Raw genomic sequence first — 21698 nt, forward strand, 5'->3', positions numbered from 1 at the left:
ACGTACGGTTCTTAGAGGGGCGGCACTTGGTAACAAGTGTCGTCTACTCGACAAAAATGTGTTAAAGGGTAGTCTCCTACCCTGTTTCAATCAGCGGCCATAAGCCGCTTTTTTAAATCCAGCCTCGCTCAGAAAAAGACACCACACACTCAAATGAAACCACAAAGTGGTCCAGTACTCGGATATCAACCAATGCCAACGCATCCGTCAGTTGACGGGTAATGCGTCGGTCAGCTTGACTTGGGGTGGCGTCGCCACTTGGGTGGTTATGATAGAGAATAACCGCACTCGCGTTCGCGGCCAGCGACGCTTTCACGACTTCACGCGGATAGACCGAAGCGGCATTAACGGTACCGTAGAACATCTCTTTGGTGCGCAACACTCGATGTTGATTATCGAGGAAGATAATCCCAAACACTTCAGACTCACAAGCGGCCAAGGACGTTTGGCAGAACGATTTCACCAATTCAGGCGAGGTTAATGGCGTTTGTTCTGAAATAAACAGTTTGGATTTGAGAATGCTTGCGGCCTGGTCAAGGGTGCCCTTTTCTTCTGATGTGAATAACGAAACATTTGAGTATTGAACAAGTGCTGACATGGTATTTCCTTTCGGTCTTGGTGAGCGTCTGACTGTCCGTACCCAGTTGCAGGTTCTGCAGCGCAAGGGCGCGCAGCGGCGAAGCCTCCCTTGCGTGAGGGTTCTCAAATGGGACGGTTTAAAGGAAGTCGCGACAACAAGCCAAAAGGACAGCCTAAGCCAATATCTCAACCCAAAGTACGTCGCCCAGGTAGAAATGTCCCTTCCCCACCAAGAGAGCGCCCTGCTGGTTACTCGACTTGCGCCACTCGATAACCTTGGCTACTTAGGACAAGACCGAACAGGGCGTTGCTCGTCTATAAACACGAACCGCTTGAATACCGCAAACAGTTGGAATATCGAAACAAAATTCAGACAGATTGATGATCTGATGAGTATTTGAGCCGTCACGCATCTGCCGACTTTAGTCGTCATACAGACAAGAGAGTAAAGCCTTAGCCGACGTGCGATGCTCAGAGGTTGTTCCTATCGTCCTTTCTGCTTTCTTTGCGTAGCCGTAGTCTTCTCGCATCTGTTTAATGGTGGTAGTCAGGTCACACACACTGATACTCACCCCCTTGCCTCGGTTGCCTTGCTCTAGTATTAAGGCGTCGGTATACCCAAACTCATTCACCAAAATTTCATGAACCTTGACGGCCTTTACGGTGGAATCAAAGTCGGTCGAATTCACCCAAATCACGTGCATGGATATGTCAGCGGATACTGTAGAACGCACTTTCATGTGACCCCCTAAGCGCCAAAACGCACATCAAAACAAAACCCTGAGCACTTAAACGTCCCCTCTCCCGTTGTCACAAAGCGCAACGCGGGAAACACAGAACCGTAAGTGGTGTAAAGAATGATGTGATCCACTCGCTCGTGAAGAAACCATTCACCAAAGCCAGCACCATTTAATTCGATGAAAAAATCACGGATTTCATGGAAAGCAAAACGACGCGATCCCAATAGCGGAAACTGCTGCTTGATAGCTTCAACGAACCCTTGGTCTTTTAACGCTACGATATCAGCCTGCTGCTCTGGCGACTGGCGACGACTGAACATTTTCAAACGCTGGATTTTGGAAACCCAATCAGACTTTCTTTTCGCCTCCTCACGACACTTTTTGACTTGAGAGCGCAACTTCAATACCGCCAAAGGACTAGAGACATCATTTTTTGGTGAGCTTTCGTGCCCCAGCGGCGAAACGCTGGTCGATGAATTTGAATTAGAGAGAGTTGGGGTTGAGTTTTGTTGCGCCATGAGAGTTTCCTTTCTGTTTGAGTATCACTTTTCGGAGCCGCTTGGCTGTCCGCTCTCTCAACATCGTTCTGCTTTGCAAGGGCGCGCAGCGGCGAAGCCTCCCTTGTAAAGCAGGTTGTGGGGAGAAACGGTTAACAGCCTGCATGCCCGAAAATGATGCGAGTGAAAGAAAATCGGCGCATAAGAAAACAAGCCCTTACACGAACTTATTCGAAGACAGAGAGAACAACGAGGAGGAAACGACAAGGCGCTATGACTCTTAGGACAATAACGGGGTTCAAACAAGGCCTAGCTGCAGGGGAACCAAGGCAACGATAAGAGTCATGATTAAAGACACGTTTAAAGTGTTAGTCTTTACAAGGAGAGAAGGCCCAGAACAGGTAATAAGACGCTTCAAGTGTCATGTTCATCCGTGCTAGAAGTTAAGTCCAAACTAAGGCTCTATGAAATGTCTTAAAATAGATACAGAGCCTTAAAAGCAAATATGTATTACATAGGTAATACATATTCAATTCATTTTATTAATCAACTCAACGAGCTCTTCATCATCTATCTTGTCTCGATATAAAGCCAAAGCTCGGTACAGTTTCGCTGCAGACACATTTCTCTCTGTCTGCTCTTGCAGATTTGCTACCCAATCGGTTATCCGTTCTTTATCAGTAAGTGACATTCTAAGAGTCAGAGGAGGCACCATATAAGATGTCGTCACTTTCTTTTTGACAGTCGTAATTCCAGTCGACTTACTTGAACCTTCGTTCTTGTCAGTAGAGATAGCTGTTATAGCTCCTCGTTTTTTCAACTTGCTCATATGTATTACCTATGTATTACATCAAATTCAAAAGAAACGCAGCCAGTTTTCGGTAATCGTTATTAACAAGAGATCCCGATTTATAAAAGCGCACAGGAGAGGAAACGGCATTAGCTTGTCCAACATGCTCAGAACGACGGACAGATACTGGTAGCAATTTATCTTGTACTACCTCCAATTCCTCATCAATGAACTCATTAATAATAGTGTTTCTTGAGTCGACCTCGTTCCTCAAGATCAGATAATTGCCTTCATCCTCCTTAATTTCATAGACAGCTTCGAGTAAAGAGCTAATGCCGTCTAATGAAAATGCACCTGAATCTACAGGGATCAAGATAAGGTCTGAAGCCTGGATTGCGTTAAGAGTCGTTAGGGATAAGTTTGGTGGAGTATCAAGAAGAATGAAATCATAGGTATCACCTAACTTCGCTAATTGCTTTTCTAAAATTCGTTCACGATTAATCTTTGTCAGTGATGTTTCGATGACACGTGACAACTGAACATCAGCGGGAACGACATAGAGGTTTTCAATAGAGTTCCCATTAATCTGTGCAGGTTGAATTAAATCGACAATGGACACAACTTTAGGCTTATCAAACAAAGCAGCCACCGTCTCTTCAAACTTAAAATCACGTTGTCCGGTTAACGTTTTAGAGCAGTTCCCTTGAGGATCGAGGTCAATAACTAACACTTTTCGTTTTCGTGCAAGCTCAGCCCCTAAATTGACAAGAGTCGTGGTTTTTCCAACGCCACCTTTTTGGTTCGCCGCGCTGATGATCTTAGTTTTCATAATAAACACCTCATGTATTACATGTGTAATACACAATAAAAAACAAAAAGCACACTGTCAATGTATTACATATGTAATACACTTTTTCTATCAACACTTAAAGTTATTCCCCCGTTACCAGTCGATGATGTCAAGACACTAAAAATCCTAAAGAAAGTGACACCAGCCGCGAGATCACTATCCGTATGAATCAAGTTATTAGGCTCCTCACCAACCAAAACTTCTTGGTTAAGTTAATCCCAACACTAGAATCAAAGTCAGTTCTGAAATTGAAAATATTGTGACTACGACGGGGGACACTGTTTAAGCATGAATCGGATTCATCAAGTCCCGACGCGCCATCGATATTTGGAGCTATCTGACTCACACCAGAAAGACGCGAATTTAAACCCAAAGAATGGCTAAGTTTTGCCTACTGGCGTGATGAGCAGCGCCAACTGGTTGAACGCCACGACAAGATTGAGTCACCCACTGGGCAGAGTCATGGAAGTGAAATCCCACTGTTCATTGCGGCTGTTTGTAGAAAGGTGTTCCCAAAAGAAAATACCCATAATGAATGAGAAGCCCATTGAGTCTTCTACTCTTAACACGACATCGCCCTGATCTAATAACTCGCCCATCGCTTGTTGGTAAGCTTCTTCGACGATGGTTTGTTCCCAAATACGCTCGTATTCGGGTAAGACTTGTTGTCTAGAGATGGTCGACACCCTGAAGCTTAATGCGCCCTCGATACGATGTCGTCGGCTGGTGATCAGTTTAACCTCCGTCCATGAAAGTACTGGTTTGGCGAGGCGCCTAGATTGGCGTTCCTTTTTCTTTTTCGCCATACTCGAGTCTTAACGGATGTAGACCATCAGCTTATCAGAGGTGGCACAGACGCTTGACTGTTTGCTCATACAAAAATCAACATAAACCTTGCTCCGCGCGCATCACAAACAAGATGTACACCTTGTCCCCGTCTTGCTTGCAAAAAACACGACAAGGGTTGACCACAACTTCTCGGTAATTGAGGTGTTCAACTTTGTCGAAAATATTTTGAATCATCTGCTTGGCCGCAACCAGATATTCAAGGGCAATGTATTTCGCGATATCCTTGAGGTCCGATCACGCGGCTCACTCCAAATCACTTCAGCCATTTTGACATCTTGTCCTTAGCTTCATCCTGACTCAAGGACTTGCCTTGTGAAATGGCGCGCTCACCACATGCGATCCCTTCAAAGATAACCAAACGGTTTTGCATAAAATGATAGTCGTCCACATCAACCAAATACGCAGAAGGTTTACCGTGTTCGGTGATTAGCACAGGTTCTTTGGTGTCGTGTAAGTCCGCTAGGATTTGGGACGCTTGACGCTTGAGGGAAGTAACGATCTCGACTTTCATAAGAGTAACTCCAAAATAAGAGTAATAAAGTGATACTGTCGTATCACTTTCAAGGTGCCAGGTTTAGCGCAGAGATATTGAGCGTTAAGAATCACTCTTAAGTCATGCTTCTTATGAGTAGGAAACTCACTCAACAACACACAAACAGCAAATGGCGTCACTTGGGTTTCGGCCTTAGAGCCTTGCTATTCTTGTGATAAGATACCCTCACCAGAAAATAATCGATGTGAACAATGTCAGAACATTCATACCATCAACTTCTTAAGTCGACCTTCGAAAACACTCTTCTTCACCTTTACTTCAAAGTAAAAACTTCCAGTCACTTTGTTAAAGAAGAGCAACGAAACAAGATCATCATTGACTTCTTAAAGCCAAAAATCAAACAAGCTCGATATAGCCTTATCAAGAAAAAGCTTAAAACTGTTTGTTTGATGAAGAGTAAATTTGGCTCAATCGAAAAACACTTAGAAAGCGTTTTATCTCAATATTCAGCGATAGAGAGCAAAAACGACGTTGATAAGCTTTATGCCTTGTTAGAACGCTTTGAGAAGAGCGGATTAGAAACAAAACTTATTGAAGAGACCCCTAAGCAGGAAATGGACGTTGTTTATATCGACAGAGCACATATTGATCATTGCTTCGATAATGAAAACCGTCAGATTGCACCCATTTCGCTGTTTATACATACGAATGAATTAGACAGATTCACTAAGAGCTTAGCAACCCAACCTTATTTCACATATGAGTTGTGCCAAGCAAGTGAAGAGTTGAATAACTATCATTACAAAGTCCACCCAATTAGCTAACCATACTGCTTATCACACACTGTTTAGCCTTAACTGGTCCAAGACTCTTGTGAGTGCTTACCTGTACTTTTCCATCAATTGTCTATCCTGTACCTTAGTAATTGTCCCACAGCTATATGAAGCGCCAACTAACACAACCAAATCTAAAACGTTGGGCACTTCCAGCCCAAATCAAGATGTGTTGTACGCGATTTACCAAGCGGTACTACCGTCCTTTTTTCATCACAATCAAGGCCAATCTTTTGATCTTCTAACAGTAAGCTGATCAGATATAAGCCTAACGCTGAATGATCTTGGCCATTCGTCTTCACCGCTACGGCTTCAACAATGAATTCAATTCCTGTTGACAGTGTCTCTTTATCTTTAAAAGACATAACTCCTCCCTTAAGTTACTGTGTAAATATACAGCAATATGGAGCGGGTGAATCCATATTTAAACAAATTGAGACATCAATCACATTGAACAGGGTCATGTCGACTCACCCTTAGAACACATTTCATGTCTTTAAAAAGGAGCTCGCGGACAAAAAGTAAGAGAGGAGATGATCGGGTGTCCAATAAATGCAACCTAGTCTCAACTCCATAATTGAATTTACTAAGGGACCTCGTTTTTAGTCGATAGTTACTCATTATTATTTAACTCAAGGAAAAGCCGACTCAAGCACCGCCTTCTTTTTCCCTACTTCATACTCCGCCCTCTCTAACGTTATAGGGGCAGATATCTGATGAACAGCATAATTACCACGAGGCTCTGGCCCATTTCGCCTACTTTCGGATAAAGCAGACTTGACCCATTCAAACAGATAGACGTAACGACTGACGGTCTGGCGACACAAGTTCGCCTTACGCGCCACCAAACCAATCGTGAGCTCCTGATTTTTGCGTAACAGAAACAGACAGGCGCGGATAATTCGGCGAGTGGTCTTCGTCCGACGAAGGTTATGAGTTCTTCTGGCCGCTCTACGCTGCCTTTCCTGTAAACTTAATCCACTATCCAACCTCATCACACCTCGCTGGCAGTCTGACCGAGCACAATATTTATCCCAGGTCCAACGAGAGACGCTTTTTACCACCGCTAACACCTCACTGCATGGCAAAGACGGCTTACCCACCAAATTGGCATTATTGATATGTGCAAAGCTCTCTACACGGCCTTTAAAATTCGTATAGCTGCCCTTTTCCCTTTCTTCGTCGACGATGTCATAAGCGAACCGGCGAGTACGTTCAAACAAAGTACAATTCCGGGAATAAGAAACGTCACTCTCTTGACGAAGCCACGGCCGCGTACTCTCCAGTTCAAGCGAATCCGCTAACTCGTTAAGTTCATAGACACTGCGGTGAAATTCGGTTGTCTGCCACCAAGGATGAAAGGGCGTTTTGGCAACAGGCCCTGAATAACTCAAGTCCGCCTCCAATCGCAAGGCTAACGCGCGATAAATGGCTTTGAGGTACTGAATGGGTTTGGAGCGAGCCTGATCACTGGTGCAAACCGGTACAATGGCATAAAAAAGGTGGGCTTTATTACTGGTACGGTTTCGGACAATCATATTGGGGGGCGGCAACCCTTCATCTTGCCAAATGTAGGGATTGGGGAAAGCTCGGTGTTCATGATCAATATCGAAAACCATCCACGCCTGCATCTCTTTTCGATTGACCTGCATATAGGGCCATCTGACGGCGTAGTTTCGAGGTCGAATTAGCATCGCGGTTTTGTTGTCACTGCACCTCGACAAATAAGGCGCTTCCTCAAGCAACCGGCTCAAACACGACATAGACGAAGACGCAGCGTATTCAGAATGAGCCGTCATCGGCTCGCCCTCACCGTCCCTTGTCCACGTTGACTTCCTGACTCGCTCTGGATAAACACCCTTTCCAAGGCCTCGTACGTTACGACCGAGTTGACGCTCTTAGTGGCGCCCAATAAGCCTGTCGAACCTGATGAATCCTTTCCATTCAGGCGTTCAATTGTTAAGTGTTCGTCATTTCCCCTCACCCCGCTTTTCACAGGACAGCGGAATGCATCACGCCATTGGTCTTCGCTCACTACCGCTAGATAGAAGACCGCTTCTTGGCTTATTTGAAGCACCTTACCGCCTATGACCGCCCACTCATGATTATTCATCACGTTTTCCTTGGCTAACAGGCTCTCCTTTGGGAGCAGCCAATGACGTTACTCAGGCTAAGGACAACGCGTTAAAGCCAACGCTGTCTGATTCTTTGCATTCGCTTTTCAAGACCGAATAAACGAATTCGCAGCCGTACTTGTTCAAACACCCGATTCGAATGCCTTAATTGATACGTTAACCTCATCCACTCAACCAATAATGGCGAAAGTTGACGGTCACATAACTCGCGTCGGATGCGCCTGATATAGCGAAGGCCTCTTCGCTTATCTTCCTCTGTTAATCCATGACCAGACCTTTCAGAAGATGGCTTATGATCCGGAGCAATGAGCATCACCCCTCCGAATGAATACTTGAAACTGATATACCACTAGCGCCCACCTTTCCGCCCTATCGCTTTGAGCAGACCAACACCTTGATTCAGTTTTTCCAAACTATTGAGGAGCAAAACCTGACCGCTGATATTCGCGTGTACGGTCTGAACAATCTCATATTTCTGTGCCCGAGTAAGCCTAGGCTTTCCTGCATACTCCAAAGCCATTCGAGACAACTCACCCGAATGGGTCGAGCTCTCTAGTGCGCACAAAACAAAGGCATCATCGGTAGTGTTGGGCGGTATATAAGCGGTGACCACCCCAAGTCCAAGAAGTAAGCTGTTTACAATAATGTGATTACCGCTCACTTTGGCGAGAGTGATGGCTTCAACACAACTCAGGACATGAGGCTGATCAGGATTAAGTTTATTCCGCAGCATGGTCGGACTCATCCCTATGACCTCTGCCAGCCTAGCCATATTCTCTGACCTAGCGAACACGCAACACGCCTCATTAAAGGCCCCTTGTTTTGTGCGAGAAAATTCGCCTATTGAGTCAATTCCGTTCATAACCAATACTCAATTGAAGAAAGACGAGATGACAACGAAACTCCAACCAAGAATGTTAGCCCCAACGGACAAAGCTCTTTGGTCGAAGTTATGAAAGATAAACGCATGGCTATTTACCCCATTCTCTCCAACGTTTCACGCGTTGCCATTTCTAGCAACATGACCATATTGATGAGAGGGGTTTCTTTACCTTTTGCTTTAGTTTTAATAGGTAAGCGACCATCAGCTACCCAATCCATGATGGTGCGTTTCGGCATTCCGGAGAACTGAGAGTATTGGTCGTACGTCATGAAAGGCGTATTTAGGACTACTTGATATGAGAGCATAATGATATCCTGCTTGGTCATTGAATGTTTAATTTCGGAATGACGAGTTGCACCCCACCATTTCGAACTCAATTGCGATTATTGATCACATATGAATAACAAGCAACTTAAAATAGACCAAATATCGTATTTGGGAGGTAGAGATATTATCAAGAAGTTGATAGATATCACGAATTCAGACCGCCAACAGGACGTAGCAGACGTATTTGGCATCCCAAAATCAACAATCGCGACTTGGCGACAGAGAAACCTTACTCCCTTTGAAATTGCAGTAAGGACTCATTTGAGCACTGGAGTCTCACTTGAATGGTTACTTCTAGATAAAGGCGAACCGTACCCTAAAACACCAACCCAAAAGCATATTAATAAGAAGAACGAATCGAAAACTCTTTTCGATATCGACTGTTTCTCTATTGACGACGGTAAATTGGTTGGGAAAGGGATACTTGCATTCGATAAAGCTCTTCTAGACGAGTTAGGTGTGAGTAATGTAATAGCAATCAAAGATGGAACTACTACGTTCCTTATAAATAAAGAATCTCACCATGCAGTAAGCGGTACATACCTAGTTGATATGGACGGCCTACTCTCGCTAAACGACATCCAGCGCTTACCAGGCAAAAAGCTAGCCATCAGCTTTAACGGTTCGATTCTAACCCTCGAAGAAGATGAAGTAAGGGTTGTAGGTAGAGTCGCGTTAGTGATAGAAAAGCGTTAACTGTTACACTCATCTGTTTGAGAGCCCTGCAGCTAATTTGATTAATAGCGTCACCGATACTTAACGAGCCTCTTATCACCCTCCCTCGTGGGGAGTGGCACTTGCAAAGACAAAGACTGCCTTATGGCAGTCTTTGGGTCAGTGTTGGTCGTTGTGCAATCTCTAAGTAGTCCTGAAACATTTTTGGACAAAAATGAGCTAGTTACATTACTAAATTAGAGAACAATGGATTATCTAAGGTATTGCAATACTACTAATCTGGAGACCAAATCTCGTTAAACATTACACAAGAATAACTTTGAAACTCTTCGAACACGATAGCAACGAGTTGGAGGAAGAAAGGCTTCCCTACACTGGTGAATGTGGCGTGCTATTCTTGAACGGTCTCCCGCCTCGCTAGTTTCAAATCGAACTTGATTTGGAAGTTGCTCAGGAGATAGAAGGTAAGGGTGAGGCTGACTCAAGAAGCAACTCATAAAAACGTTTTGTCGCAGGCCCCGTTTTTATCCCTTTAGGTAAAGTCAGATGCAATGGAACATGATAGCCACTGCCATTTTCCACATTCAGTACCGTTAGTTTCTCACTACCTCGGCTATCAACAATATGCTTAGGCAGCCTGCAATAGCCCACCCCCTGCTCTACTGCACCAAAGGCATGGTCGAAATTATCAACCGTAATGCGCTGACTCGACTTTAACCAGCCCACATCTTTTTTCTCGCCCAGTTTTTCAATCGAGCCTAAATCTCTCACCACAATTTGTGGCAGCGACGAGAGCTGGTTGAGCGATATAGACGTCCCCCTAGTTATCGGATGCGAACTCGCCACAACAGGCTCCATCTTGGTAAAACCAAAGGCTTCTGCAGGGTAATTGATTATGGGTAGATTAATGATGGCAACATCAGCCAGTTCTTGAATGACCATTTCAGTGGTCTTCGACAGTGATGTTTCTACCACTTGTATCGATGTACTGTTGTTCTCTGCCATAAAATTAGCCATCGGCTTATAAAGATGCTCAAGACAGCACAAATGATCAACTGCGACTACTATTTCTGACTCAACCCCCTTTGCTAACTGCTCACTGATCAGCTCTAGTTCTCGCGCTTGTTCCAGCATGCTGCTAGCCCTGCGCAATAACGCTTTACCGTCTTCAGATAACACCGTTCTTCGACCTTCAACCTGAACCAACGACACGCCTAGTTGACTTTCCAGTTTTCTCAACGCATAGATCAGCGTGGTATGGCTCTTATTGAGTTGCAATGCCGCTGCCTGAATGCTACCAGCACGATCTATCTCATGGAGTGTTTGCCATTGGTCGAGGGTGGTCTTTAATCTCATTGGTCTAAAATCCTGACATTTAATGGCAATATTATGAACTTTCCAGTCCATTTTTTAAAGGTAATATCTAAACAGGCAATAAAGCCTCCTATGTTTGCGATATGACAGGAGTCTCAGCGCAATACCAAGTATCTGTTTGGAGAAATAACCATGAAATTATTACAAGTCGATTTTGAATTTAACGGCCCATTTGGTGAAGAGATGTCGAACGCACTCGTTGGCCTAGCAAAGTCTATCAACAATGAATCGGGGCTGATCTGGAAAATCTGGACTGAAAACCAAGCCAAAAAACTGGGTGGTGGAGTCTACCTTTTTGAAGACCAACTCAGTGCAGAGACTTACCTAGCAATGCATAGCGCACGCTTAAAAGAGATGGGCGTGGATAAAGTTCGCGGCGTGATTTTTGACGTGAACCAACCATTAACTACCATTAATAAAGGCCCAATCAACGGCTAGTTCAACCGTTCATTCCTGAGTGAAAATAAAAATAGTGAAATGAAAGAAGAAATAGCAAAAGACACGAAATAGAGATAGACCAAATGAACAATAAAATGTTTTTAAGCCTACACGGCATCATATACGCAGGGTTTGCCTTAGCGCTGTTTTTCTTACCCACTGTCATGTGGCCAATGTACGGTGTAGAGATCAATGATAAATACGCGTATTTTCTCTCTCAGCACACCAGTATCTTTCTTGGCGGCATCGCAGCGATAACTTGGTTATTACGAGATATTGAAGCGGGGCTCAGCGCCAAAAAGCTCATCCTAGGTTTGGTTGTAACCAATATGCTTGGGGCGATCATCACACTGTATGCGGCTTTCACTGGTATCTTTGTTGGCTTTGGTTGGACTGATCCTGCGTTTTTCCTTTCACTATCGGTACTGAGCGTGTTGCAGGTTCGTAAGCAAGTTTAAACGGTTATTCAGTTCGGATAAGCACAAACAAAAAGCACTTGGTATATGCCGAGTGTTTTCGTATTCAACCAATTTATCAAGACCAAAGTTAAGTTCACTAAATAAGCGGAAATCTTGATGTCTAGCTTAGGTGGTAAAGCCTGAACTTTAGAGGCAATACATGTATAAGAAAACTTAGGTCAAATCTCATACCGTAACTCGTTATGTAAATCGAACGAAACCCATTTCGGGCAAAAGTTACTCAGACGAATTGGGCAACAAGTGAAGAGCCTTTTTCTTGTGGCACTAAACCACTTCTGTACACAGTTAATCCTCAACTCGAAGACCGAAATTGTGAAAAACGTCAGAATAAGGAAGCTCACGAGGAAACCAAATGGGGTCTTCCCGTTTCAGAAACGTTAACCCACTCTACTTCTACCGTTTTGATAGTTATGCTAAATTTGAGGCGAAGCTCATCTAAAGGAATGACAATGAAAGCATGGATAGCAATTACGGTGCTAGCCTCAGGTATTTTGAGTGCTGCTGAATTTCGGACGCCAAACTGCCCAATTGGCTGCCCTAGCCTAGAAATTGACGGTAATGTTGTCATCTTTGAGCGTTTATACACGCTCTCTCAAAACAAGAAAACACAATTTGCAGATTGGGTCGCATATGAAGTCGATATTCTTAACTTCGGAACAACAACTAATCGAACTTGGAAAAATAACCCTCTACTTGTTGAAGCTGAGCGATTAGAGAAAGGTGATTATACTGGGGCTTCAAGTAAGCTCAATGTTGACCGTGGGCATCAGGCTCCCTTAGCCAGTTTTGTCGGCAGCCGCTATTGGCCTACTCTTAACTATTTGTCGAATATCACTCCCCAAGCAAAAGACTTAAACCAAGGCGCCTGGAAAAACTTGGAAGAAGCAGTTAGGGATGCCGTTGGGTTTCGAGAGAACCTGTACGTTATTACGGGGACTCTCTACCGTAACGAAATGGATACTTTACCAAAAGCTGATGAGCCTCATGCAATACCCTCGGATTACTACAAAATTGTGTACGACGAGAAAGGAAATTCTGTAGCCTTTTTCATGAACCAACACACAACCAGAGATACAAATTACTGCACTAGAAAGCTGGCAGTATCAGAGTTGAGATCAATCGTTCCATATACCCTGCCAAGTGGTTTAGCTGATAGTAATGAAATATTGGAACGTTTAGGTTGTTGAACACTAAGGTTGTTTGGGCTCGAATTGCTCAGCTCAGAACATGCTCGAAGTTGTAGCTATGCCGCGCTTCCATTTAACTATCCGACTTCCAACATGCTGTGTAACTACGAATCAGTAATTAAGCGATTTAATCCACTACAACAAGTAGCTCTTCATAGGATTGAGTTACTTAAATTACCTTAGGAACAACCATGAGCTACGCTCATGAACTAATAGAGGTCTTTCAAAGCGTAGCTTTGGGATGTTTTCATGGGGGTCACTTTTACTCTATATAATATTAGGGTGAAAGTGACCCTATACATTTAGACCATTTCAAATTAGCAATCCAGTGATAGAACTAACAAGTTATATGGATGACTGTACTAATGAACTGTCCAGGCGACTGCATTTTTGAACACCAAGCTACAGATCTAGTGAAGTGGATGACTTTCAAAGTTCATTACGTGAGTGACAGCAATCGCAAGTATGAGTTCGTCATACTGAGTAGTTAAATCAATATCGGTTAAAACGATCAGCAACAACAAATCGGGCTCCGATACATCGTTCATCAAATGCAAAGCTATATCGTCAGAATCGACCTTCATCACAGCTTGAGTCATCAATACAAACAACTGGTTTAAACAGCTATCGCAATGAGCATTTGCGCGATGGATATACTCTAGAAAAATTGATTTAGTATTCATACGTACAGAATAATAAAAACACTCACAGTTAAAGTATTGGAATAGACTGCCATCATGTGAAGAAAATCACGATGCAGTCGCTCGCATACCTAATGGGTTCGAACAAGCTCAACTTTTAAACGTACGCTTTGTTAATTCGAACAAAAGGTTAATTAAACCGCACTTAGTTTTACAAACATTGACGGCCCTAGAACCTATACTGTATATTTATACAGTATAGGTTCTTAGGTCGTAAACATGCACATTCTACCGCTTTCTCCATCCAGTATTTCTTGCTCTCTTACCTCCTGGGAATCACCAGCAGCTGAGTATGTTGAGCTTGGTGTTTCACTGGATTCTGTCTTGGTAAATAACCCCAATGCTACATATCTTGCTTATGCTAACGGAGATTCCATGGAAAGAATTGGCATCTTCAATGGCGACTTGTTAGTCATCGACAGAAAGCCACAAGCTCAGCATTTTGATACCGTTATCGTCAGCTTAAATGGTGCATTTATGTGCAAAATCCTTGATCTGCATAACAGGCTTTTGCTGTCAGCAAATCCTCATCACTTACCTATTGAGATCCATCCAGAAGATGCCTTTGCTATTGAAGGGGTTGTGATACGTTCTATTCGTCTACATAAACCGTTGCCTGAGTTCATGTAATGTTTGCTCTTATAGATTGCAACGCTATGTATGTCGCTTGTGAACAAGTATTTCGGCCTGATTTACGACACCTACCCTGTATTGTCTTATCAAACAATGATGGTGCAGTTGTAGCAGCAAATCGGTTGGCAAAAGAAGCTGGAGTCAAAAAGTTTGAGCCCTATTTCAAGCAAAAAACACTCATTGAAAAGCGTGGTGTGAACGTTTTTTCATCAAACTATGCTTTATATGCTGATCTGTCTGCAAAAATGATGGCAACAATTACGACGTTCTCACCAAGGAGCCATATTTACTCAATAGATGAATGCTTTTTAGATATAAGCCGTTTTTCACATGTTGAGTCAGACTTAACCTCTTTCGGTCAACGAATTCGTCAAACGGTCTGGAAAGAATGTCGACTGCCCGTTTGCTTTGGTGCGGGTGATACTTTGACACTATCAAAAATGGCAAACAGAGTAGCCAAAGTTGATAAAAAGTTGAATGGTGTCTGCATCGTTGATTCTGAAGACAAACGCCAACAATATTTGACATCACAACCTGTATCTGAAGTTTGGGGCGTTGGAAGGCGATTGACACAACGTATGAAGTTGATGGGGATTGAAACAGCTCTAGATCTTGCGAATTTAAGTCCTGAACAAGCAAGGTGCTCTTTCAATGTAGAAATTGAACGCACCGTTCGTGAGTTAAATGGCCACCCTTGCAAAGTTTGGGACGAATGCAGAGCGGACAAACAACAGATATTTAGCACTCGCAGTGTCGGCAACCGAATAACATCACTTGAAGAGCTAAAACAAGCCCTCGCCTTTCACGCTGCCACAGTGGCAAGAAAAGCACGTAATCAAAAGAGCTCATGCGCTACTCTCATGGCTTTTGCCAACACATCACCTTTCGATGACATACCACAAAACTTCAAAAAAACCTGCACATTTGAATTTCCAACTAATGATACAAGTAAGTTGACTAAAGCAGTGACGTTGATGGCAACTAGGTTGTTTAAGCCAGGTGTCAGCTATTACAAGATTGGCGTAGGTGCGATGAACCTAGTATCCGATCGGCAGCGTCAACAGGACTTATTTTCCGAACCTGACAACCCAGCATTGATGCAAGCCATAGATAAACTCAATAACAAGTTGGGGCGAGATTCGATATTCCTAGCCGCTCAGGGAACTACACATGACTGGGCTATGAAGCGCAATTTTTTATCACCACAATACACCCCATAATCTAGCGATTATGAATGGTTGTCTGTTGTAAGTTATTGATAATTATTGATGTTAAGTTTTTGTTTTTTGATGTTATGGCATTTTTGATAACGTTTTTTTGTTCAAAAATGCCCCTGTAAACAGGAGCTTAAAATGCAAAAAATGCCTCTTACTCAGCGATTTGTCGAGCATGTAAAACCGACTTCGACCACACAAGAATACTATGATACCAAGGTGTCGACGCTGTATTTACGAGTCTACCCGTCAGGGAGACGAGTGTTCTTTGTTCGCTTCCAGAGTAACGGATTGAGAAAAAATCATAAGCTAGGGTGCACATTAGAGTGCTCATTACGTCAAGCAAGACTAAAAGCCTTGCAGCTTGTTCATCAAGTACGCAGTCCGAAAATTGAAGCATTGCCCTCCATAACGCTACAGGCGTTCGGCCAAGAATTTTTTAAGCGTTATCCTCGTCATTGGAAACCTCGCACTTTGAAAAAGAACGAAAGTGCCTTTCGTCTTCAGATCGCCCCTTATCTTGGAGATAGGGAAGTACAATCTATTGTTCGAAATGATGTTGAGCAGTGGTTTGCCCAGTTAAGCCATGTGAAAGGCTCAGCCAACCAAGCGTTAGTGTTGCTGTCGGTTATGATGCAACAATGTGAAACGTGGGAATATCGTCCTAAAAATACCAATCCTTGCCGTGGTTTCAAGCGTTATAAAGAAGGAGGGAGAGAGCGCTATCTTAGTAAAGACGAATTGCGACAACTCTGGCGAGTGTTAGACACGTTAGAGGGCGATAACCCGGCTAAGGTCATGATAATACGTTTGTTGATATACACAGGTTGCCGCTCATCGGAAGTGAGAACCTTACAATGGAAAGAGTACCGAGGTGGTCACTGGCATTTACTAGACAGTAAAACGGGGGCGAAAACGGTTTACCTTTGCTCACAAGTTAGAGCTTATCTTGATGCATGGCAATCAGAGAGTCCTTACCTGTTTCCAACCCCTTGTAACACTCAACCCATATCCACCAATCAGTTGGGTATATTCTGGCGACAGGCTCGCCAGTTGGCAGGATTGGAAGGTGTACGTTTGCATGATTTACGTCACACCTACGCCAGTATTGCCATTCAGTCGAAGGTAAACTTGATCGTGCTGAGTCGCCTTTTGGGGCATGCTGAAGCGGAAACGACGCTAAAGTATGCACATTTGGGACGTGATGACGTGTGTCAGGCCGCTTCTCATGTGTCGGGAGTGCTCGTTAAAGGTATGCGCTCATGAAGTCACTGTTATTCACTTCTAAAGTGATTCAATCACTTCATTCGAAAACTCGAACGTATACGGTGTGGGATACCAAGTGCCAGCGTTAGGAGTTCGAGTTTATACCGATGGTCGCCGTTTCTATGTGACTCATTTATCCATTCCCAATAAGACGTTGGCGGCAGTGGGACAACTGACACTAAAAAAAGTGAGACAACACGTACGTGCTTTACAGGCCTCTTTTTTAGACAAAGAGACGAAACCGATACGGTTGATCCGCTTTGATGCGTTGGTGAAAGAAGAATGGACGGATAAGGTCTGCAAGGGATGGAAAGTGAGTACACAAGGGACAGCGTCGAGCGCCTTAAAAAAGCATTTGTTGCCCGAGTTTGGACTTTTTCCTGTCAGCCGTATTGATTCGTGTCATGTGCATCTTTGGTTTGATGAACTCAGCCAGAATTACGCAGGGGCTGCCAACCGTAATCTTGATGTGCTTCGTTCTATCTTCAAATATGCGGTGAAACAAGGTTATTGCATGGAAAACCCTTGTGATGGTCTCAAGCAAAATCGTAAAAAAAAGCTCAATCGTTTTTTGAGTTTGGACGAGTTAGCGCAGTTGCATAACGCATTAACGGTGGTCAGCCAGCAAGGTGATATGGAAGCGTGCTGTTGTCAGGTGCTAAAGTTGGTGTTGTTAACGGGATGTCGAATTTCAGAGGTAACAAGCCTGCAATGGTCTTTTGTTAAAGGCAGGGAGTGGCACTTGCCGGACAGCAAAACGGGTGCGAAGGTGGTGTATGTGGGCAAGGAAGCGCAACAGCTCCTCTCAGACATATCCAAGCAAGCATGGACACAGCGTAGCGAATCACACGATGATGTGTTTATGCCTTTGCGTCGTTTTGTGAGTCGGTCGACTAAGGTTAGTATGGTCTGGCAACAGGTGCGAGCCTTAGCCCATATCGAGGATGTTCGTATTCACGATTTGCGCCATACCTTTGCCAGTTATGCGGTGTTAGAGGGGTATCCTATCCCAATGGTGTCGAAACTGTTGGGTCACACGCGCATTTCATCCACGCTTCGTTATGCTCACGTGGATGATGCGCAAGTATCGCAATCTGCTGAGGCGATAGGGGAAGTTATTAGTGGAATATTATCAGGTCAGCTTGTGAGTAACCCTAAAACTCGAAAAGTAAGAGCATCCAAACCTAAGCTGACGAAATCTCCCCCTAAACGCAGAGGAAGACCTATCAAAGCAATACCTGAACTTACCGATGAGGAGGTTGAACGGCTTAGATATGAAGTGGATTTTTGGGAATGGTGATGAAAATATCTGTCGGAATAACATAAGTACATCAAATTTTAAGGTTAGGGTTTTGGTGAAATTCGTGTTTGAGGGCAGTCACACTTGGAGGTCTATGCTCATTTACTTTTCACTTGCCTCACCGTAGACCTTCAGCCCTGTAGCATCAACGGCTAAATGCTGAATTGCTTCTTCACCAATCCAAAATATCAGTGACTAATGACTGATTAAAGCTTGATTATATTGCTTCCAGTTAGTTTCTTTATAGCGAGGCTTGGTCATTAATCTAAGTCTTTGAGTCAACTTAGCTGCTCAGCTCATAAGTTGAAGGTTTAATTTTCTAATCTTGATAAATAATGATTCTTTATCAAGATTATATGTGATTGTGAGCATCTTGTTTTTAAGTAAAGAGCTAAAGTTTGGCGTGTTTACTTATTAGAGTGGTAAAACGTTATGACTGTAGCAAAGAGGACATTAGGACGGATGATGTTTGTTGCGCAATTTTTACCATTTGTATGGTTTGTTCTTCTAATATTAATCCAAGAGTGATTTTAAGGCGATTAAAAACGCATACTTTGACTCCTTTGAAGAGGTGTGGCGGGTTATGCTGAGCCCTTGTACAAGGTTTTCTGTTCCACTAATTTAGCTCATCGTATTAATCTTGTCATACAAATGGTAGTGTTTGGAAAGGGCAGTGGTAGCAGTGGTAAAAACAGCTTGAGCTAAGTTTGTTCAGGCGAGTCACTCTACTCATATATTAAGTCTAAGTGAGGAACGGTCGTCCATGTAGCGTTGAAGTCATTATTAAAACAACTTCTATGTCTTGTTGCTAATAATCAAAGACAAGCCAAATCCAATAAATATCCCTCCAGTAACCTTATTAAATGTCGCTCTAACCTTTTCCTTTATAAGCCAAAACTTAAGCTTCTTTGTTACTAACGCGTATGTTAAAAGTGCTAGGAATGACGACGATGTAAAGGTAAGTGTAAGCAAGATAAATTGCGGTATGATGGAATGTTCAACTTCGATAAACTGAGGAAACAAGGCCGAATAAAAAACGATAGCCTTTGGGTTAGTTACACCAACCAGATACGCTTCACGAAACAACATCTTTCTGTTATTCGCGCTAGCTTGGGGCTCATAATTTTTTAAAGTCCGTTTGTTTGATCTCCACGTCTTTATTCCAAGTAAAAGTAGATATATTCCGCCAACCATTTTAATAAATAGGAATAACGATTCAGATGCCAAAAGAAGAACACCTAAACCTGTAGCCGATAAGCCTGCCATTGTGATCATAGCTGCAATATTTCCAAGAATCCCTGAGACCGCTCGCTCAACCCCATACACGGCTGAATTTTTCACAGTCAATAACACCGCAGGCCCCGGGGAAAAAGTAGCAGCTACACAAATTGTAAAAAATAGTAAATAGTCCATATGTTTGTTATCCGTAATATGAAAGACCTATTGAAAATATAAAGGACGTAATGCTCTGTTAGGGGATGATACTCCTCGACTTTAAAAAGATTACATCACAAGTATTTTATTATGCCTTGACGGTTAACTAATTAATTTATATTTAAATAATAAATTAATTAATATTAATTTTCGTTTAGCTTCCTTAATTTGACTGAATGATAATATTCATAGCTAAAGAAGCGCTTAAAACATTGATAGGGCGATGAAGAGCTCTGGCGTAAGAGGAACACCTAGCGTAGCTCGTAAGTAGGACGTTCGCTTATACAGTGGTATAGGTCTAAAGCTGTTGAGAATATTTAATGTTTATTCAAAAATGATACTATCTATCTGGGATTTATGAAAAAAATAATATTACTTACCTGTTTATTCAGTGTTCCTGTACTAGCCGCGACAGAATCCCCTCAGTTTTTTGTTGGCGTAGTAGGGGGATACCAAGGGGCTCTGGAGGAGAATTACAATCACTCAAATCCAGAGGGCACAATTTTAGGTCTCTATAGCGGGTTACAGTTTACTCCCTCTTGGAGTTGGGATTTAGGCTATCAAGATCACGATGAACTAAAGGCGGATGGATGCCACTCGGTTAATGTTAAAACTTGGTTGATTGAAAGCACTCTTCGTTACGATTGGTACCTACAAGATAACCTAAGTTTATACGGTCGACTTGGTGCTGCTTATTGGGACATGGAAAAAACGCAACTGTCTTCAAGTAAGAGCGATGCAACAGGTTTTTCTCCTCTCGGTGGGGTGGGGATTAACTATCACTTTAACCCTAACGTCCGATTATCAACGGGCTATCAATACATTGACAGTATTGGTAAGTCAAACACGGGTAAGTATGATAGCCGTGGATTGTTGGTCAGTCTAACCTATACGTTTGGCAGTACAACTCAACCAGCGTTAGTCGAAACAGCGCCAACGTCTATTATTGAAGATACTCCCGTTAAAGAGACAGCCACTGTAAAAACACCGCCTCAAATACAGGCATTTTCACCAAAAACTACAGATATATTGTCTGGTTTTGATTCAGGCGATCCTAGCCAAGAGTTTATTGACCAATTAACTGAAATCTCTTCAATATTAAATTCTTACCCACAAGCTCAGGCCACAGTTGTTGGACACACTGACTCAACAGGCTCAGCACTCTACAATCAAAACCTATCTGAGCATCGTGCTCAAGCGGTCGTCAATAAACTGATTGAATTGGGTGCCACACAGACACAACTTGAGTGGAGAGGCGAAGGTGAGTCTCAACCTGTTGCTGACAACAAGACCGCAGAGGGGCGAGCTAAAAATCGCCGAGTTGAAGTTACCATCCCCAGTTTTCAGTTCCAAGAGTAAGTTATTATGATTAAATGTTTTAAAGCCTTATTTGTAATAGTGGTTTTTCCAATACTAACGTTATTAACTGGTTGTAATTCAGAAGGCGCCTTCTCTGGATCAACCATAAAATTAGAACGTATTGATATCGTCGCTTCTCCGATAGTGATGAAAGGTGTCAGTCAACTAACTCTTGCTGCGGGCAACAAGCAGCCCTTTGAAACGGTTGGTCACTACTCTGATGGTTCATCTCGCACATTGACGGATTTAAACGTGAGTGATTGGCACACAAGCAACTCTGATGTAGGGCGCTTTGATGAGACTGGCGTATTTACTGCTACTAACGAGGGCTATACCACAGTAATGGCCACCAAAGATGGCATCCCCAGTAATACGGTGGAGGTGAATGTATCGGCAGCGGTCATTACGGCCATTCAAGTGACCCCTTCGCCTGTGAATATTGCGAAAGGTCAGACTGACCAGTTAATCGCCATAGCGACATTCAGTGATGCAACCTCGTCTGACGTCTCTAGCTCAGTGACGTGGGCTCCTGTCGATACAGCGACGGCAACCGTGTCATCAACCGGTTTACTGTCTGCGGTTGAAACGGGTGGTACGACACTCACGGCCACCAAAGATGGCATCCCCAGTAATACGGTGGAGGTGAATGTATCGGCAGCGGT

The 21698-nt window shown here is 43.3% G+C and carries 25 protein-coding genes and 1 pseudogene; 11 read left to right on the forward strand and 15 right to left on the reverse strand.

Annotated features, from left to right (window positions below; translation table 11 throughout):
- Nucleotides 1-112: 112 nt before the first annotated feature.
- The 8 genes and pseudogenes from radC to AB6E78_RS19420 form a co-directional block, all read right to left on the reverse strand.
- Complete coding sequence (gene radC / locus AB6E78_RS19385; protein ID WP_017059566.1) at nt 113-598, reverse strand: DNA repair protein RadC; 486 nt, start codon at nt 596-598, stop codon at nt 113-115.
- A gap of 403 nt (nt 599-1001) precedes the next feature.
- The gene (locus AB6E78_RS19390; RefSeq protein ID WP_017059568.1) at nt 1002-1319 is read right to left on the reverse strand and encodes a hypothetical protein; all 318 of its coding nucleotides are present in this window, start codon (nt 1317-1319) and stop codon (nt 1002-1004) included.
- Nucleotides 1320-1327: 8 nt separating this feature from the next.
- Complete coding sequence (locus AB6E78_RS19395; protein WP_372134088.1) at nt 1328-1837, reverse strand: hypothetical protein; 510 nt, start codon at nt 1835-1837, stop codon at nt 1328-1330.
- Nucleotides 1838-2345: 508 nt separating this feature from the next.
- Nucleotides 2346-2645 carry a hypothetical protein gene (locus AB6E78_RS19400; protein ID WP_016799982.1) on the reverse strand — a complete coding sequence of 100 codons (300 nt, stop codon included), beginning with the start codon at nt 2643-2645 and terminating at the stop codon, nt 2346-2348.
- A gap of 16 nt (nt 2646-2661) precedes the next feature.
- A complete protein-coding gene (locus tag AB6E78_RS19405; protein WP_016799981.1) occupies nt 2662-3435 on the reverse strand; it encodes a ParA family protein in 774 nt (257 codons plus the stop codon).
- A 464-nt stretch (nt 3436-3899) separates the two neighbouring features.
- Nucleotides 3900-4142, reverse strand: coding sequence for a hypothetical protein (locus AB6E78_RS19410; RefSeq protein ID WP_240700347.1), 243 nt, complete (start codon nt 4140-4142; stop codon nt 3900-3902).
- A gap of 196 nt (nt 4143-4338) precedes the next feature.
- Nucleotides 4339-4571, reverse strand: a pseudogene (locus AB6E78_RS19415) (type II toxin-antitoxin system RelE/ParE family toxin).
- Nucleotides 4559-4816, reverse strand: a complete 258-nt coding sequence (locus AB6E78_RS19420) for a type II toxin-antitoxin system Phd/YefM family antitoxin (RefSeq protein WP_016799979.1) — start codon at nt 4814-4816, stop codon at nt 4559-4561. The pseudogene AB6E78_RS19415 and the gene AB6E78_RS19420 overlap by 13 nt, the downstream one beginning before the upstream one ends.
- A gap of 233 nt (nt 4817-5049) precedes the next feature.
- Here AB6E78_RS19420 and AB6E78_RS19425 point away from each other — a divergent pair, with 233 nt between their 5' ends.
- Entirely contained in the window at nt 5050-5622 is a 573-nt protein-coding gene (locus tag AB6E78_RS19425) for a DUF2913 family protein (RefSeq protein ID WP_016799978.1), read from the forward strand.
- A gap of 143 nt (nt 5623-5765) precedes the next feature.
- Here the strand turns inward: AB6E78_RS19425 and AB6E78_RS19430 are convergent, their stop codons facing one another.
- From AB6E78_RS19430 to AB6E78_RS19445, 4 genes are all read right to left on the reverse strand, one after another.
- On the reverse strand, nt 5766-5996 hold the full coding sequence (locus AB6E78_RS19430; protein ID WP_016799977.1) for a hypothetical protein: 231 nt from the start codon (nt 5994-5996) through the stop codon (nt 5766-5768).
- A gap of 267 nt (nt 5997-6263) precedes the next feature.
- Entirely contained in the window at nt 6264-7430 is a 1167-nt protein-coding gene (locus AB6E78_RS19435) for a replication initiation protein (protein WP_372134089.1), read from the reverse strand.
- A 685-nt stretch (nt 7431-8115) separates the two neighbouring features.
- Nucleotides 8116-8628 (reverse strand): phage regulatory CII family protein, encoded by a 513-nt coding sequence (locus tag AB6E78_RS19440; protein ID WP_016799974.1) that lies wholly within the window; start codon nt 8626-8628, stop codon nt 8116-8118.
- A 113-nt stretch (nt 8629-8741) separates the two neighbouring features.
- The gene (locus AB6E78_RS19445) at nt 8742-8954 is read right to left on the reverse strand and encodes a hypothetical protein (RefSeq protein ID WP_029203682.1); all 213 of its coding nucleotides are present in this window, start codon (nt 8952-8954) and stop codon (nt 8742-8744) included.
- 91 nt (nt 8955-9045) lie between these two features.
- On the opposite strand from AB6E78_RS19445, the gene AB6E78_RS19450 reads away from it, so the two are divergent.
- Nucleotides 9046-9672: a phage repressor protein CI gene (locus AB6E78_RS19450; RefSeq protein ID WP_016799972.1), complete on the forward strand. Its 627-nt coding sequence runs from the start codon at nt 9046-9048 to the stop codon at nt 9670-9672.
- A gap of 429 nt (nt 9673-10101) precedes the next feature.
- On the opposite strand, the gene AB6E78_RS19455 is transcribed toward AB6E78_RS19450, so the two are convergent.
- The gene (locus AB6E78_RS19455) at nt 10102-11007 is read right to left on the reverse strand and encodes a LysR family transcriptional regulator (RefSeq protein WP_029203681.1); all 906 of its coding nucleotides are present in this window, start codon (nt 11005-11007) and stop codon (nt 10102-10104) included.
- 150 nt (nt 11008-11157) lie between these two features.
- Between AB6E78_RS19455 and AB6E78_RS19460 the strand changes: the two genes are divergently transcribed.
- The 3 genes from AB6E78_RS19460 (at nt 11158) to AB6E78_RS19470 (ending at nt 13129) form a co-directional block, all read left to right on the forward strand.
- Nucleotides 11158-11463, forward strand: coding sequence for a monooxygenase (locus AB6E78_RS19460; protein ID WP_017059571.1), 306 nt, complete (start codon nt 11158-11160; stop codon nt 11461-11463).
- Between the two features lie 83 nt (nt 11464-11546).
- Entirely contained in the window at nt 11547-11921 is a 375-nt protein-coding gene (locus AB6E78_RS19465; RefSeq protein WP_016800234.1) for a hypothetical protein, read from the forward strand.
- Between the two features lie 470 nt (nt 11922-12391).
- The gene (locus tag AB6E78_RS19470; RefSeq protein WP_016800233.1) at nt 12392-13129 is read left to right on the forward strand and encodes a DNA/RNA non-specific endonuclease; all 738 of its coding nucleotides are present in this window, start codon (nt 12392-12394) and stop codon (nt 13127-13129) included.
- A gap of 410 nt (nt 13130-13539) precedes the next feature.
- On the opposite strand, the gene AB6E78_RS19475 is transcribed toward AB6E78_RS19470, so the two are convergent.
- Nucleotides 13540-13812, reverse strand: a complete 273-nt coding sequence (locus tag AB6E78_RS19475; protein WP_016800232.1) for a hypothetical protein — start codon at nt 13810-13812, stop codon at nt 13540-13542.
- A gap of 237 nt (nt 13813-14049) precedes the next feature.
- Here AB6E78_RS19475 and AB6E78_RS19480 point away from each other — a divergent pair, with 237 nt between their 5' ends.
- The 4 genes from AB6E78_RS19480 (at nt 14050) to AB6E78_RS19495 (ending at nt 18243) form a co-directional block, all read left to right on the forward strand.
- A complete protein-coding gene (locus AB6E78_RS19480; RefSeq protein WP_029203707.1) occupies nt 14050-14460 on the forward strand; it encodes a LexA family transcriptional regulator in 411 nt (136 codons plus the stop codon).
- Nucleotides 14460-15683 (forward strand): Y-family DNA polymerase, encoded by a 1224-nt coding sequence (locus tag AB6E78_RS19485; protein ID WP_372134090.1) that lies wholly within the window; start codon nt 14460-14462, stop codon nt 15681-15683. Before AB6E78_RS19480 ends, AB6E78_RS19485 begins: the two co-directional genes overlap by 1 nt.
- A 132-nt stretch (nt 15684-15815) precedes the next feature.
- A complete protein-coding gene (locus AB6E78_RS19490; protein ID WP_371708485.1) occupies nt 15816-16943 on the forward strand; it encodes a tyrosine-type recombinase/integrase in 1128 nt (375 codons plus the stop codon).
- Between the two features lie 76 nt (nt 16944-17019).
- Nucleotides 17020-18243 carry a tyrosine-type recombinase/integrase gene (locus AB6E78_RS19495; protein ID WP_372134092.1) on the forward strand — a complete coding sequence of 408 codons (1224 nt, stop codon included), beginning with the start codon at nt 17020-17022 and terminating at the stop codon, nt 18241-18243.
- A 795-nt stretch (nt 18244-19038) separates the two neighbouring features.
- Here the strand turns inward: AB6E78_RS19495 and AB6E78_RS19500 are convergent.
- Nucleotides 19039-19656, reverse strand: coding sequence for a LysE family translocator (locus AB6E78_RS19500; RefSeq protein ID WP_132968973.1), 618 nt, complete (start codon nt 19654-19656; stop codon nt 19039-19041).
- 378 nt (nt 19657-20034) lie between these two features.
- Between AB6E78_RS19500 and AB6E78_RS19505 the strand changes: the two genes are divergently transcribed.
- Complete coding sequence (locus AB6E78_RS19505; RefSeq protein ID WP_372134093.1) at nt 20035-21036, forward strand: outer membrane beta-barrel protein; 1002 nt, start codon at nt 20035-20037, stop codon at nt 21034-21036.
- Nucleotides 21037-21042: 6 nt separating this feature from the next.
- On the forward strand, nt 21043-21698 hold a 656-nt coding region (locus tag AB6E78_RS19510; RefSeq protein WP_372153780.1), incomplete at its 3' end, for an Ig-like domain-containing protein.

It is taken from the genome of Vibrio sp. 10N.247.310.98, from assembly GCF_041467395.1.
Classification (GTDB): Bacteria; Pseudomonadota; Gammaproteobacteria; order Enterobacterales; family Vibrionaceae; genus Vibrio; species Vibrio crassostreae_C.